This is a genomic window from Microbacterium sp. CFBP 13617, from assembly GCF_014839445.1.
Lineage (GTDB): Bacteria > Actinomycetota > Actinomycetes > Actinomycetales > Microbacteriaceae > Microbacterium.
Genome location: NZ_JACYNW010000001.1, coordinates 424890 through 438173 on the forward strand (window position 1 = coordinate 424890; position 13284 = coordinate 438173).

15 protein-coding genes and 1 tRNA gene are annotated in these 13284 nt (G+C 70.7%); 7 read left to right on the forward strand and 9 right to left on the reverse strand.

All coding sequences use genetic code 11. From position 1 onward, the window contains the following. Positions 1-7 precede the first annotated feature (7 nt). The gene (locus IFU40_RS01780) at positions 8-214 is read right to left on the reverse strand and encodes a cold-shock protein (RefSeq protein ID WP_055833134.1); all 207 of its coding nucleotides are present in this window, start codon (positions 212-214) and stop codon (positions 8-10) included. A gap of 360 nt (positions 215-574) precedes the next feature. Here IFU40_RS01780 and IFU40_RS16645 point away from each other — a divergent pair, with 360 nt between their 5' ends. From IFU40_RS16645 to IFU40_RS01795, 3 genes are read left to right on the forward strand one after another with little or no spacing between them, the layout of a single operon-like run. Further along, on the forward strand, positions 575-1183 hold the full coding sequence (locus tag IFU40_RS16645) for a GntR family transcriptional regulator (protein WP_249404020.1): 609 nt from the start codon (positions 575-577) through the stop codon (positions 1181-1183). Between the two features lie 48 nt (positions 1184-1231). Further along, positions 1232-1660 (forward strand): GNAT family N-acetyltransferase, encoded by a 429-nt coding sequence (locus IFU40_RS01790; RefSeq protein ID WP_191925178.1) that lies wholly within the window; start codon positions 1232-1234, stop codon positions 1658-1660. 44 nt (positions 1661-1704) lie between these two features. Beyond that, on the forward strand, positions 1705-2115 hold the full coding sequence (locus IFU40_RS01795) for a hypothetical protein (protein WP_191925179.1): 411 nt from the start codon (positions 1705-1707) through the stop codon (positions 2113-2115). Here IFU40_RS01795 and IFU40_RS01800 read toward each other — a convergent pair. From IFU40_RS01800 to IFU40_RS01830, 8 genes are all read right to left on the reverse strand, one after another. Beyond that, positions 2112-2249: a hypothetical protein gene (locus IFU40_RS01800; protein WP_181015909.1), complete on the reverse strand. Its 138-nt coding sequence runs from the start codon at positions 2247-2249 to the stop codon at positions 2112-2114. The two genes, IFU40_RS01795 and IFU40_RS01800, sit on opposite strands and share 4 nt — an antisense overlap. Positions 2250-2315: 66 nt before the next feature. Next, on the reverse strand, positions 2316-3314 hold the full coding sequence (locus IFU40_RS01805; protein ID WP_191925180.1) for an endonuclease/exonuclease/phosphatase family protein: 999 nt from the start codon (positions 3312-3314) through the stop codon (positions 2316-2318). Positions 3315-3392: 78 nt separating this feature from the next. After that, positions 3393-3659 (reverse strand): GlsB/YeaQ/YmgE family stress response membrane protein, encoded by a 267-nt coding sequence (locus IFU40_RS01810; protein WP_055832279.1) that lies wholly within the window; start codon positions 3657-3659, stop codon positions 3393-3395. A 506-nt stretch (positions 3660-4165) separates the two neighbouring features. Further along, entirely contained in the window at positions 4166-4288 is a 123-nt protein-coding gene (locus tag IFU40_RS16975; RefSeq protein ID WP_258027444.1) for a hypothetical protein, read from the reverse strand. A 5-nt stretch (positions 4289-4293) separates the two neighbouring features. Beyond that, a complete protein-coding gene (gene lanKC / locus IFU40_RS01815) occupies positions 4294-6816 on the reverse strand; it encodes a class III lanthionine synthetase LanKC (protein WP_191925181.1) in 2523 nt (840 codons plus the stop codon). 202 nt (positions 6817-7018) lie between these two features. After that, positions 7019-7708 carry a response regulator gene (locus tag IFU40_RS17135; protein WP_055935218.1) on the reverse strand — a complete coding sequence of 230 codons (690 nt, stop codon included), beginning with the start codon at positions 7706-7708 and terminating at the stop codon, positions 7019-7021. Then, on the reverse strand, positions 7701-8981 hold the full coding sequence (locus tag IFU40_RS01825; RefSeq protein WP_191925182.1) for a sensor histidine kinase: 1281 nt from the start codon (positions 8979-8981) through the stop codon (positions 7701-7703). The genes IFU40_RS17135 and IFU40_RS01825 overlap by 8 nt, the downstream gene beginning before the upstream one ends. A 133-nt stretch (positions 8982-9114) precedes the next feature. Then, positions 9115-9198: transfer RNA gene (locus tag IFU40_RS01830), tRNA-Leu, on the reverse strand. 154 nt (positions 9199-9352) lie between these two features. On the opposite strand from IFU40_RS01830, the gene IFU40_RS01835 reads away from it, so the two are divergent. The 4 genes from IFU40_RS01835 to IFU40_RS01850 are packed head-to-tail and all read left to right on the forward strand — an operon-like array spanning position 9353 to position 13271. Beyond that, entirely contained in the window at positions 9353-10090 is a 738-nt protein-coding gene (locus IFU40_RS01835) for an FhaA domain-containing protein (protein ID WP_055832287.1), read from the forward strand. Next, entirely contained in the window at positions 10087-10626 is a 540-nt protein-coding gene (locus IFU40_RS01840) for an FHA domain-containing protein FhaB/FipA (protein WP_055935212.1), read from the forward strand. Before IFU40_RS01835 ends, IFU40_RS01840 begins: the two co-directional genes overlap by 4 nt. A 9-nt stretch (positions 10627-10635) precedes the next feature. Beyond that, positions 10636-11874: a PP2C family protein-serine/threonine phosphatase gene (locus IFU40_RS01845; RefSeq protein ID WP_055832291.1), complete on the forward strand. Its 1239-nt coding sequence runs from the start codon at positions 10636-10638 to the stop codon at positions 11872-11874. Beyond that, a complete protein-coding gene (locus IFU40_RS01850) occupies positions 11871-13271 on the forward strand; it encodes an FtsW/RodA/SpoVE family cell cycle protein (protein ID WP_191925183.1) in 1401 nt (466 codons plus the stop codon). Before IFU40_RS01845 ends, IFU40_RS01850 begins: the two co-directional genes overlap by 4 nt. Positions 13272-13284: the final 13 nt, after the last annotated feature.

The window sequence follows — 13284 nt, forward strand, 5'->3', positions numbered from 1 at the left end:
GAGAAGATCAGATGACGCGGATGTCCTCGGCCTGAAGGCCCTTGGGGCCCTGGGCGACCTCGAACTCGACGCGCTGGTTCTCTTCGAGCGAGCGGTAGCCGCCCGACTGGATCGCACTGTAGTGCGCGAAGACATCCTGACCGCCGTCATCGGGGGCGATGAAGCCGAAGCCCTTTTCCGAGTTGAACCACTTGACCGTGCCCTGCGTGCTCATCGTCATGCCGTTTTCCGCTTGAGCCGGCACCGTGCGCGCCGGACTGTGCCCCCACGGTAACGGGCGGGATCGCCCGGCGCACAGGTCCGTGACACAAACGTTGCGTCGATCGCCGGGGTGGTGGTGTCCCCATGCGCGGTAGACCGGCCGGTGCGCGAGAGGGAATCGCTCCGGAGCCCATACGACGCCCGGGCTGAGCATTGCTCAAAGCCCGGGCGTCGACGGATCCCCCCGGATATGTCACGCGAGGCGTGACGTGATGACATTACCGGTCGCGCGAGCCTCTGCGCGACAAGAAAACGAAGAATCAGGTAGTTATGGCGATGTTCTGTGATATCCGGGAGTCGTATGATCCGCGTGATGGACACCCGGAGACGCGCTTCTGCGCTCGTCGAGGAGGCGTATTCCGCCCTCGGCGAGGCGATCGTCGACGGGCGCCTGCGACCCGGTGACCGTTTGCGCGACGTCGAATTGGCGGAGCTCATGGGCATCTCCCGCACCCCCGTGCGCGAGGCCCTGCAGAAACTCGAGCGCATCGGCCTCGTGGAGGTCGCCGCCAACCGTTACACCCGCGTCTCGGAGCTGACAGACCGCGCGCGGATCGACATGCGGGAGTACGCCGCGCACACCATCGCGGGGGCGATGCGGGTGGCCCTCCCCCGCCTCACCGCCACCGATATGGACACCGCCGTCCGGCACGTCGACGCCATGCGCGACGCGGAGACCTCGCCGTCGTACGTGACGGCCGTGCTCGCCCTGTACGCCCACGTGGTGGCCGGTTCGCGCAATATCGTCTTCGCAAGAGCACTCGCCCAGACCCAGCTGGTGCTCCGCCGCAATCTCGACGGTTGGACGAGCATCGACGGGGACACCCGCGGCCCCCTGTTCCGACACCTGCGCGGGCAGGTGTCGGCGCGCGACGCGAACGGTGCCACCTGGACGTTCCTCGCCCTGCACGGCTTCGCCTGACGGCGCAAGGCCGGCGGGGCACAGGGAGCCCTTCGCTAGCGTGGCGCCATGCCCCACATCGAGCTGCGCGACCTTCGTGACGAGGATCGGGATGCCGCCTTCGCGGCGCTCCGCGACAGTACCTCGACGTGGCCACGGGTGTCGATCGACGACCGCGCCTCGTTCGACCGGTGGGTCGACGGCGACGGCGCGAGTGTGCACGCCATCGTCGAAGACGCCGCGGTCGTGGGGGTCGCCGCCGCACTCGACGTCGACGAAGACCGTGAGATCCTGCTCGCGGTGTCGCCGCACGCGGGCGACGATGCCGCCACCGAGGCGCTGCGTCTGCTCACCGTCCGCGAACCGGAGCGCCCGCTGTACGCCTGCGTGTCCGCCGACGACGATCCTTCGCACGCCGTTCTCGCCCGCCTCGGTTTCGTCGAGCACGAGCGCGACGGCGCCGACATCGTCTACGTCCTGCCGCCGACCCTGGAGTAGGCCGGGACGTTGACCTCCCGTGGCATCCGTGTTCGGCTGGAGTCATGGTGAGCGAATGGTGGTGGGCCGCCTTCGCGGTCGTCGGAGCCGCGCTGTGGTGGTGGTCGATCCACCTGACCCTGGGTGCGTACCCGCGGGAGCGTGTGTCGTACTGGGCGAACCCGCGAAAGGCGCCCCGTCGAGCCGTCGCGTCGCGCGCCGTGGGAATCGGGCTGACGGTCTTCGGGGTCGGCATGATGCCTCGGCTCGTCGAGACCGAGCCATGGGCCGCGGCCCTCGTGGCCGGCGGCGCGATCATCGTCCTCATCTGGGTGCCCTACGTGGTCGCCATCGCCGCGCACAATCGCCGGATCACCGCGATCGGCGCACCCGACTCCCCCGCCCCGGAGCGCGCTTCTACCTCCCGCGGCCAGAACCCGCCGTCGCCCGCCGCGGACGTTCGCCGCGCCCGCTAGTTCGGCTCTTCCGACTCCTCGAGTGACTCGTCGACCTCGATCGACGAGTCGTCGGTGGCGCTGGCCTGTTCGGCTCGCTCCGCCTGCTGCTCGGCCCGGGCGTAGGCCTCTTCGACGCGGCGCTTCTCCGACATGAACGTCCCCTCGGTGATCGATCGTCCGACCAACCTAGGGTCGACGATCCCGCGGCGGAAGATCCCTCACCGACGCGACACCGTCGCCACGACCGGGCGGTGGTCGCTCCCGGCGTCGTCGAAGCCGGTGACGACCGCGAATCCGCGTGCCTCCCAGTCGCCACCGGTGAGCACGTGGTCGATCGGTGCGGCGAGCGCGGCTGGCAACCGCACGGGCCAGGTGCCCACGGCCGCGGCACCCCGGTCGGCGGCGGCGTCGCGGCATCCGCCGATCACCCCTCCGTCGCGACCCAGCCCCGAGAAGTGGTCCAGCGTCGCGTTCAGGTCCCCCGCCACGATGACGTCGGGCTCCGCGCATCGCGCGGCGACCCAGTCCAGCCCCTCGACCCACTCGGTCATGATCAGCGTCAACGGGGGCAGAGGGTGAGCGGCCACCAGCACGGGGCCGTCGCCATCGCTCGGCCGCCACACGCCGCTCGGTACGCCGGGAGTCGATCCCGCCGACGCGTCGCGTTCGTACGGGCCGAGCGAGGTCGCGATCAGGATCGAGGTCGGCACGGGATCATCGCCCGGCTCCGACACGACGGTGTCGTGCGTCATCTCGATACCATCCCGAGCCAGGATGCCGACCACCGCGGCCGCCGCGATCGCATCGGTCTCGGGCAGGCTCGCCACGTCGGCCCCCGTCTCGCGCACGAGCCGCGCGATGCTCTCGGGCGACGCGCCGCCGCCGTAGGTGTTCCACGCGACGACGGTCAGATCACCCTCCGCGATCGCACTGCCTCCGCCCCGCGCGAGCAGGACGGCACCGTGACCGACCGTCGCCGCGGCGAGCGCGATCGCGAGGGCCGCTGCCACGCTCCATCGTCGCCGCAGCACCGCCACCACGGTGGCCACGAGCGCAAGAGCACCGAGAACGAGGGCCAGGATGCCGCGGAACGGGATCGCATTCGACACGAGGGGCAGCCGGTGCAGACCGAGGGCCTGCGGCCACACGCAGATCACCGCCAGCAGCACCCCGATCACCAGCGCGATGACGAAGGGGCGGCGTCGGGTGTTCGGCATCCGGACAGTAAAGCGGATCCCCGTGCACGCAGAAGGGCCCGGGGCGCGGTTCCACCGCCCCGGGCCCTTCGTTTCACCTCAGCGTGCGGAGCGGCGGCTCGTGATGAAGCCGTAGATCAGCAGCACGATGATGGACCCACCGATGGCCAGCAGCCAGGTCTGGATCGAGAAGAAGTCCTGCAGGGGCGCGTTGAAGATCAGGCCACCCAGGAAACCACCGAGCAGCGCGCCGACGACGCCGAGGAGCAGCGTGATGAGCCAGCCGCCACCCTGCTTGCCGGGGAGGATGAGCTTGGCGATGGCGCCGGCCAGCAGGCCGAGAAGAAGAAATCCGAAGAATCCCATGATGTGTCCCTTTCGCGAGTGTGAACCGAAGACCGCTCTCGCGGGTCCCTCGATTCATCCAGCTTGCTCCCAGGTTCGATTCTCGGGGGGTGGGTTGCGTTCGAGCCGAACATGGTGTTCGGGGTCGATGAAATCGGTCTGACGGGGCGGTCCCGGGGAGCCGTCGTCTTTTCAGACGAGAAAACACGGCGACTTCGTCGAGGCCCCGCGGCACTTATCCGCTTGTTCACGGCGGCCGACGAGGTATGGCGCGAGAAAGCACGCCGTCGGCGCGGAATCTGCGGCGACGGGGGCGATTAGCGTCGGCAGAAGCGAGACGTTCGCGCTCGCGTGGGGCTCGCGCTCCCCGTCTCGCTCTCGGTGTCAGTTCGGGTCTGCACACCGATGCTGGGCGGATGCCGCAATTGGGGGCGGCTTCCGCCCAGCCTCCTCCCCGGGGATCAGACGGCGGTGCGGGCAGGAGCCCCAACCCCCTGGTCCCACCCGCACCGGTCGAGTGCCACCGCCTAGCGGCAGAGGCCGGTCGACGTGCTGCTGTAGCAGATCGACGTGCTCCAGGAGCTGGCGAAGACCGCGCTGCGCTCGGTCTCACCGCGCTCGAGCGTCTGCAGAGAAAGCAGGTATCCCATTGATGTCACCTCCCCCCGGGGCTCGGCGCCCGGTGTCGGGCGGAGTCGACCGGGGGGAGGTCGAGGAACGGCAGCGCCAACCGCTGACCGTCACGAAGACTCGCGAGCATCCACAGCACGCCGGCCGAGCCGGTGGCCAGGTCGCACGACAGACGCAGCAAGGCGCGACCCGCATACCCCACGCCGTCGGGGCGGGGGATCTCGTGCAGACGCAGCAGCCGCCGATGGCGCTGCAGCGCGCGGCTCTTCTCGGGTGTCGGTGTTCGCGCCAGCAGGAGCATGAGACCCGCGCGCCCCTGGAACAGACCCGACTCCAGCACGAACTCGGGCAGACTCGCGCGCTCGAGGGCCGAGAGAGTGGCGGTGAGCGGGTGCGCGGGGTCCCGCTCCACGAGCGCGGCGAGGGCGAGGGCGACGCCGGCCGATCCCGAGCCGAGGTACGGCAGGAGCCGCCATCCCTCGTTCATCTGCAGCGAGCCGTCGGCGGCCTCGGTGCACCGTGCGAGGTCGGCCCGGATCGCCGCATCGGCCAGTTGCAGCAGCGCCGAGTCGCCGTCGCGGTCGAAGAGGGCCATCGCCAGCAGGGCGATCCCGCTGGGGCCGCGCAGCAGACCGCCCGCCCCCGTGGCGACGGGGTCGGTCGAACGCTCGCTCCACCCGTTCGCGCGATCGGCGATCTCGTCCAGGATGCCGCGCGCCCGGCCGACCAGCTCGGGGTGTCGGTCCGCCAGGCGGAGCAGTCCGAGCGCGGTTCCCGCCGGTCCCCCGTACAGCCCCGGGGCGTCCCACCGCAGCGGAGCGTCGAGACATCGCTCGGCGGCGCGGTCGGCCGCGTCGACCCGCCCGAGTGCCTGCAACGCCGCGGCGGCCCCCGCCAACCCGTCGAACAGTCCTGAGCGGGCGGAGGCCGCCTCGACCGCGCGCTCGCACCACTCCGCGAGCGGGGGCGGCACCCGACCCCCGGCCGCGTGCAGCGCGATCAGCGGGCCGAGCGCTCCGTGCGCGAGGGCGTACGGGGGCTCGTCGAATTGCGCCGGGTCGCCCGGCCAGAGGCGATCGGTGCGTTCGGGCGTGGCATCCGCGATCAGCTGGCGGGCGACGGCGGCGAGGGGATCCGCGAGGTCGTCGGGCGCCGAAGGCGACACGCGGGCGAACCCGAGCGCGCGTTCGTCCTCGTCTCTCAGCTCGAACCTCTCGCTCACCCAGGCGCGCACCTCGGCCTCTTTCCCCGCGTGCAGGTCGAAGACGGGCGTCATCGGCGCGAACAAAAAGAGCTGCACGCGCCGCAGCGCGAAGACGTCCGCCGCCACCCCGCCGCGACCGTCGGAGGCGACGAAGCCCGGCGCGCCGATCACCGCGGGGACGTCGTCGGCCGCGGGGCGCGCCATCTCGAAGTCGATCAGGGTGACCTCGTCGTCGTCGTCGACGAGGAAGTTGCCCGGATGCACGTCGCCGTGCGCGAGGCCCGCCGCGTGCACCGCGGTCAGCGCCCGCTCGACACGTCGCGCGACCTTGAGGGCCCAGGTCCGGTAGGCGTCGACGGCGTCGGCGTCGACCTCGGCCGACACGAGCGGATGCCGGGCCACGACCGCCTGGTGCAGCGGCAGGCCGCGTGCGCGTTCCAGAACGAGGTAGCGATGTTCGAGAACGGTGAACTCGCGCAGCAGGGTCGCGGTGCCGGTTCCCTGGAGTCGCCGCAGCGTCCGGGCTTCGCGATCCGCGCGTTGCACCGCGCTGAGACCATCGGGGGTCACCCCGGCGTGGGGGCGCGCCTCTTTCACGATCACCTCGCGCCCGTCATCGCGCGCGGTGTAGACGCCGCCGGCGTTCGAGAACTGCACGACCCCGGTGATCTCGGGGAAGCCCGGGGGCGGCTGGCGGTCACGCAGCTCATCGATCAAGTTCCGCAGGAAAGGCGGAACGGGTGCCCAGGCCGGCGGGTCGAACCCCGGCCGCCGCACGTCGGCGACGAGGTGCCCCGACGGATGCCGGATCGCCGGCACCGCGGTTCCCTCGACGTCCACGAACATCCGGTGGAAGCCCCCGTACCGCACGAACACCGGCCCCTCCCGCCATCGCAGGTCCGAGAGCACGTGCGGTCCCGCGAGGCGCGCGGTGCGCCGCCCGAGGTGCGTCAACGTGCGGTGCAGCTGATCGATCGACGTCGGGTAGATCGTGACGAACTTGCCGGAGCCCTCACGACCGGCGTCCTTCGCGTTCGACGACGCCCGCACGCCCTCGGTCGAGAGGTGTTTGAAGGCGATTCCCGCGCGCAGGCAGTGGGCGGCGACCTCGCGCAGCACCGTGTCGGCGGTGTCCGCCGTGCTGCTGAGGTGGATCTTCCAGCCCTGCTCGGGAAGCACGACCCCGGCCGGCTCGAGGTACGTCCAGATCCCGTCGTCGACGCGGCTCCAGCCCTCGGTCGCGTCGACCACGAATCGGCGGTCGTCCGCTGCCGGCGGGCGTCGCGAGGGATGGTCGTAGAAGGTCTGGTCCGCGCGGGCGAACACCGGATAGATCGCGTCCATGCCCCCGCCCACGCCGCCTGAGACGCCGGACTGACGCGGCGCGAAGCCATGGTGTTCTCGCGCGAGCGGAGCGGCTCCTCACCGCGGAGGGGCCGACGGCGGGATCGAGGGTGTTTCGCGGGGGGATTCGCGCCGGTCACGCGCGCAATCCCGGGGGTCGAGCCACGCTCCGAGCGCGACCGGGGGCGTCAGATGACGACGATCAGATTCGTCCATCCGGACGAGCGGTGAGCTCGGAGCCCACCCGCACTCCCCACAGCGCGAGCTGCGTGCGATCCGAGACGTCGACCTTGCGCAGCGAGGACTGGATGTGGGTGCGCACGGTGTTCACCGAGACCACCAACTGCGCCGCCAGCTGCTCGTTCGACGTGACTCCCTCGCTGAGCAGCCGCACCACGCGGCTCTCCGACGCGCTGAGCGAGGCGACCTTGGCCCGGTCGTCGGCGCTCAGGCGGCGCTCGGCGATGTCGCGCAGCAGGGGGGCCGTCACGTGCGTCGACACGAGGGCGTCACCGCGGTGCGCGGCGTGGATGGCGTCGATGAGCTGGGCGCTGTCGTGCGTCTTGAGCAGGTAGCCCGCCGCTCCGTTGCGCAGAGCCCGCATCACGAGGCGGTCCTCGCCGTGGCTGGTGAGCACGATCACGCGGGTGGAGCCCCCCGACTCCTCGACGACGGCGCGCGTCGCGTCGATGCCGTTCATCTCGGGCATCTCGAGGTCCATCAGCACGACGTCGGCGTGCGCGGCGAGCGCCCCGGCGAGCGCGTCGCGACCGGTGGCGGCCTCTCCGACGACCGAGATCCCGTCGGCGTGCTCGAGGCGCAGGCGCACGCCGCGTCGGAAGGGGCGGTTGTCGTCGGCGATGAGAACCCGGATGGGTGCACTGTCAATCACGTTCCGCCTCCGTCGTCCTCGGGAAGGGGATCTCCACCCCCAGGTGCCAGCCCCCCTGGTCGTCTGCCGACGCGTCGACGGACCCGTCGACGAGAGTGAGCTTCTGGCGCAGGCTATCCAACCCCCAGCCGAGTCCGAGGTCGTCCTCGTCGGCCCTCACCCGTCTCGCCGGTCCGTTCGCGACCGTCGCGGTCAGCCGGTCGGCGTCGACGTGCACCCCGATGTCGACGGCGGCTCCCGCCGCGTGCTTGGCGGCGTTCGAGAGCCCCTCCGAGATGGCCCGGTACGCGGTGGTCGAGACGACCACGGGCGGCGACTGCAGATCCCCGGTCGTCGTCACCCGCACGTCCATGCCGCGCTCGCGCCAGAACGCGACGAGCACGGAGAGGCTCCGCAGATCCGGCGTGGGCGTCTGGGCCGAGGAGTCGACGGCCCGCAGGTCGCCGAGCGCGCCGTAGAGGCTCGCGGCGGCATAGCGTCCCTCGGCGCGCACCTCTTCGATGAGGTGCAGTGCCTGCTGCGGGTGCTCCGGCGCGAGTTCCACCGACGCGTCGCACAGCGAGACGAGCCCCGCCAGGTGCTGACCGGCGACGTCGTGCAGTTCCTGGGCGATGCGGCCGCGTTCGGCGTTGCGCGACGCCTCGACGGCTTCGGCCTGCTGAGCCTTGAAGGCGAGTGCGCGTCGACGGGCGCGCTGCGTGCGCCGCTCGAGCACCGCCCACAGCATCCCCAGGGCCACGCCGGCGAAGCACACGGATGCCAGGGCGGTGCCCTCCGTGAGGACGAAGCTGACGACGGCGCCGGTCGGCGCTCCGGCCGCCGCGGCCCAGAGGCCCAGCCCCACCACGGCCACGAGCACGCTCGCCCCCGCCCACGCCGCGGCGACGGGAATCGACCGCGCGCTGCCGACGGCGAACATCGCCACCGCGACGACCAACTGCATCGGAGACGCCCACGTCGGAACCCCCAACCACAGAGCGATCGCGAGGTAGCAGGCCAGGGCCCCCAGCATGGCCGATACGGGGCGGTGGGCCGCTTGTGTGACGCAGAGCGCCTGGGCGAGGCATCCGAGGGCGGCGAGGCCGATGACGACGGCCGGCGGCAGCTGGTGCCCCCACTCCCCCGCGCCCGTCCACAGGGCGACCAGCGGGTCTGCGCACACCTGCACGACGGTCGCGAGGAACACCACCGCCGTGAAGACGGGCGAGCGCATCGCCTGGATCACCTGCCCGGTACCCGCGGATTCCTGCACCGTCTGCGTTTCCCCCACCATGACTCCATCGTCATGCCTCGCACCGGGGTTTCCCGCATTTTCACGCTGTCGCGTGGCGCCGGGGTCGAATGGGCCGACCCGCCCCCGAGAACGAGAAAGGCCCCGGGATGAACCCGGGGCCTTCTGTGTTGTGTGCGCGAGGGGGGACTTGAACCCCCACGCCCGTGAAGGCACTGGCACCTGAAGCCAGCGCGTCTACCTATTCCGCCACTCGCGCGTGCGCGGCATCGAGGATGCCACGCGACCAACTTCCCGAGAATATCACGGTCGCGCCCGCACGACGAAACGCAGGCCCCGAGAGGCGCGTCCATGACCTGCACAGCAGCCCTGGCTACGATGTGCCTACTGGTCTGCCTGCCTGAAGGAGTCTTGTGGGACTACTCGACAGTTTCGAGAAGGGTCTCGAACGCGCCGTCAACGGTGCGTTCGCGAAGACCTTCCGCAGCGGCATCCAGCCGGTGGAGATCGCATCCGCCCTCCGCAGCGAGCTCGACAAGAAGGCCGTCGTGGTCACCCGCGACCGCATCCTCGCGCCCAACTCGTTCTCGGTGCGCCTCTCTCCCGCCGACGACGAGAAGATGAGCGCGCTCGGGTCGACCCTGGTCACCGAACTCGACACCCTGGTCAAGAAGCACGCGCGCACGCAGGGGTACTCCTTCGCCGGTCCCGTCGCCATCTCGATCGAGCGCGACGGGTCGCTGTCCACCGGCACCCTGCGCGTCGACTCGCAGACCACCGAGGGCCAGGTCGCGTGGCGCGGCGTCGTCGACATCGACGGCAAGCGTCATCCGCTCTCCTCGGCCCGCACGGTCATCGGGCGCGGGAGCGACGCCGACATCACCATCCCCGACGCCGGCACGAGCCGCAAGCACGTCGAGATCCTCTGGGACGGCGAGCGCGCGATGGTCCGTGACCTGGGTTCCACCAACGGCACCACGCTCAACGGCCACAAGGTCACCGAGGCCGCTCTGCCGCCAGATTCGACGATCTCGATCGGTCGGACCAATATCGTGTTCCGAGTGGTGGCGCAGGCGCAACCGCCGCGGCGCCCCTCGGCGTCCGACGCCACGCGCATCTTCGACGTCCGGGAACGGGGACCCCTTTCATGAGTCAGCTGACTCTCCTCCTGCTGCAGGGCGGGTTCCTCGTCCTGCTGTGGTTCTTCGTCTTCGGAGTGGTCTACTCGCTGCGCGCCGACCTGTTCGGCGTGAAGGTGCGAAAGCTCCCCGAGCCGGTCGCCGCCGCAGCTCCGGCGGCCGCGGCCCCCACCGCCTCGCCCGACGCGGTCACCACTCAGGTCAAGCGCCCCGCGGCCCCGGTCCCCGCACCGGCCGGGGGCCTCGCCACCACCGCGAGCGTCTCGCGCATCGTCATCACGAGCGGTCCGAAGGCCGGCCTCGAGCTGCCCCTCGGCACCGAGCCCCTCACGATCGGCCGCTCGAGCGAGTCGGGCCTCGTCGTGCGCGACGACTACACCTCCAGCCACCACGCGCGTCTCGTGCTGTGGGGGGAGCAGTGGATGCTGCAGGACCTCGACTCCACGAACGGCACCTCCCATGACGGTGTGCGCGTGGCCTCCCCGGTCCAGGTCAAGGTCGGGGCACCGATCAAGGTGGGCGCCACGACCTTCGAGTTGAGGAAGTAACCCTCCTCCATGGTCTTCCAGGGCTCGAGCGTCGCCATCTCCCACACGGGCAAGGTGCGCTCCAACAACCAGGACTCCGGCTACGCCGGGTCCAACCTCTTCGTGGTCGCCGACGGTATGGGCGGCCACGCGGGCGGTGACGTCGCCTCGAGCCTCGCGATCCACCGTCTCACCGACCTCGATCAGCCCTTCACGACGCCGTCCGAGGCCGAGCACGCGATCCGCGACGCTCTGGCCGACACCGCCGCCGAGTTGATCGACACCGTCGCCCGCCGACCCGAGCTGGCCGGCATGGGAACCACCGTCAGCGCGCTCGTGATGGTCGACGCCTACGCCGTCATCGGGCACATCGGCGACTCGCGCATCTACCTCTACCGTGACGACACGCTCACCCAGATCACCGCCGACCACACCTTCGTGCAGCGCCTCGTCGACTCGGGCCGCATCACGCCCGAAGAGGCGCGGTACCACCCGCGCCGGTCGGTGCTCATGCGCGTTCTCGGCGACATGGACCCCGACCCCGAGGTCGACACGTTCATCATGCCGACGCAGGACGGCGACCGGTGGCTGCTGTGCTCCGACGGCCTGTCGGGCGTCGTCGACGACCCGCACACCGCGCGCACCCTCGGCCTGGGCCTGCCGCCGGGGCGCACCGCCGATGCCCTGCTGAAGCAGGCGCTCGACGGCGGAGCACCCGACAACGTCACGGTCGTGCTCGTCGACGTCGGCGGACAGCACCCCGTGTTCATCGGCACTCCCACGATCGTCGGATCCGCCTCGAACCCGAGCGGTGTCGTCGTTCCCGCCGCTCGTCCGGGTCGCTCGGGGTGGCTGCACCCCGCCCGACAGGCGGCCAACGAGCCCACGCACTTCGAACCCGCGGCCGAGTTCCTCGAGGAGCTCATCGAAGAAGACCGTCGCCGCGCCCGCCGTCGTCGACTGGGCTGGCTCGCCGCCCTGCTCATCGTGCTGGCGGGGATCGGCGTCTCGCTGTTCGCGGGGTACAACTGGACGCAGACGCGCTACTACGTCGGCGCCGATGAGAACTCCGTGGTCATCTATCGCGGCATCCAGCAGTCCATCGGCCCGGTCTCGCTGTCGACCGTCTACGAAGACACCAACATCGTGCTGGCCGATCTGTCCGACTTCGACCGGCAGACCGTCGAGGCCACCATCTCGGCGCGATCGCTCTCCGATGCCGAGCTCATCGTCGACCGGCTGCGCCCGACCGAGGAGGCCGGCGGATGACCGATCAGAAGCTCACCCGCGGCGAGGCCGTCTCGACCGACACCGCGGTCATGCGCGCGCTGAAGAAGATCCGCGTCCCCGCCACGCAGCGCAACCGCGAGCTGGGCCTGCTGGTCTTCGCCGTCGCCGTCTACGGTTCGGCCGTCGCCCTCGTTCAGCTGGGCGTGAACGGCGCCGTCGACCCGGCCTTCCTCCTGCTGGCGGGCGTTCCGGCGTTCCTCGCCCTCGTGATGCACGTCGTCCTGCGCCTGCGTGCCCGCGACGCCGACCCGTTCGTGCTGCCGATCGCGACCGTGCTCACGGGCCTCGGCATCGCGATGATCTACCGCATCGACCTGGCCGACGAGGCGAGCGGATGGGATGCCACGGGCAACCGCCAGATCGCCTGGGCGGTCATCGCGATGGTCATCGCCCTTGCCGTGCTGATCTTCGTGCGCAACTACCGCGTGCTGTTCCGCTACACCTATCTCTTCGGTCTCGTCGGCATCCTGCTGCTGCTGCTGCCGTTCGTGCCGGGCCTGGGCACCGACCAGAACGCCGATGTCTGGGTCTCGCTCGGCTTCGTGTCGTTCCAGCCGGGCGAGCTGGCGAAGATCTGCCTCGCGATCTTCTTCGCCGGCTACCTCGTGCGCACCCGCGAGAGCCTCACCTCCACCGGCACGCGCTTCCTCTTCATGACCTGGCCGCGCGCCCGCGAGCTCGGACCCGTGCTGATCATCTGGCTGGTCTCGCTCGGCATCATCGTCCTGCAGCGCGACCTCGGCACGGGGCTGCTGATCTTCGGCATGTTCGTCGCCATGCTCTACGTCGCCACGGGCAAGACGAGCTGGGTGTTCATCGGTCTCGTGCTCGTCGGCGTCGGCGCGTTCCTGGCATCCCGGTTCCTCCCGTACGTGAACGGGCGCTTCGCCAACTGGCTGAACGCGTTCGACCCCGAGGTCGTCAATCGCGACGGCGGCAGCTACCAGCTCGTGCAGGGCATCTTCGGCCTGTCGCACGGAGGACTGTTCGGTACGGGCCTCGGTCAGGGGCGGCCCTACATCACGCCGCTGTCGCAGAGCGACTACATCGTGCCCAGCCTCGGCGAAGAACTCGGCCTCGTCGGCCTGTTCGCGATCCTCGCGCTGTACATGGTGTTCGCCAGCCGCGGCGTGCGCGTGGGGCTCGCCGGTCAGGACGACTTCGGCAAGCTGCTCGCCACGGGCTTCTCGTTCACGATCGCCCTGCAGGTGTTCATAATGGTCGGCGGCGTGACGCGCGTCATCCCGCTCACCGGCCTCACCACCCCGTTCCTCGCGGCGGGTGGTTCCTCGCTCATCGCCAACTGGATCATCGTCGCGTTCCTCCTGCGCATCTCGGATGCCGTCCGCAGCCGCCCGCGAGTGGTGATCGGCTGATGACCCCGATGAC

Excerpts from the sequence above, each read along its gene's own strand:
- IFU40_RS01780 (WP_055833134.1), bottom strand. The coding sequence starts at position 214 with ATGAGCACGCAGGGCACGGTCAAGTGGTTCAACTCGGAAAAGGGCTTC.
- IFU40_RS16645 (WP_249404020.1), top strand. The coding sequence starts at position 575 with ATGGACACCCGGAGACGCGCTTCTGCGCTCGTCGAGGAGGCGTATTCC.
- IFU40_RS01790 (WP_191925178.1), top strand. The coding sequence starts at position 1,232 with ATGCCCCACATCGAGCTGCGCGACCTTCGTGACGAGGATCGGGATGCC.
- IFU40_RS01795 (WP_191925179.1), top strand. The coding sequence starts at position 1,705 with ATGGTGAGCGAATGGTGGTGGGCCGCCTTCGCGGTCGTCGGAGCCGCG.
- IFU40_RS01800 (WP_181015909.1), bottom strand. The coding sequence starts at position 2,249 with ATGTCGGAGAAGCGCCGCGTCGAAGAGGCCTACGCCCGGGCCGAGCAG.
- IFU40_RS01805 (WP_191925180.1), bottom strand. The coding sequence starts at position 3,314 with ATGCCGAACACCCGACGCCGCCCCTTCGTCATCGCGCTGGTGATCGGG.
- IFU40_RS01810 (WP_055832279.1), bottom strand. The coding sequence starts at position 3,659 with ATGGGATTCTTCGGATTTCTTCTTCTCGGCCTGCTGGCCGGCGCCATC.
- IFU40_RS16975 (WP_258027444.1), bottom strand. The coding sequence starts at position 4,288 with ATGGGATACCTGCTTTCTCTGCAGACGCTCGAGCGCGGTGAGACCGAG.
- lanKC (WP_191925181.1), bottom strand. The coding sequence starts at position 6,816 with ATGGACGCGATCTATCCGGTGTTCGCCCGCGCGGACCAGACCTTCTAC.
- IFU40_RS01825 (WP_191925182.1), bottom strand. The coding sequence starts at position 8,981 with ATGGTGGGGGAAACGCAGACGGTGCAGGAATCCGCGGGTACCGGGCAG.
- IFU40_RS01840 (WP_055935212.1), top strand. The coding sequence starts at position 10,087 with ATGAGTCAGCTGACTCTCCTCCTGCTGCAGGGCGGGTTCCTCGTCCTG.
- IFU40_RS01845 (WP_055832291.1), top strand. The coding sequence starts at position 10,636 with ATGGTCTTCCAGGGCTCGAGCGTCGCCATCTCCCACACGGGCAAGGTG.
- IFU40_RS01850 (WP_191925183.1), top strand. The coding sequence starts at position 11,871 with ATGACCGATCAGAAGCTCACCCGCGGCGAGGCCGTCTCGACCGACACC.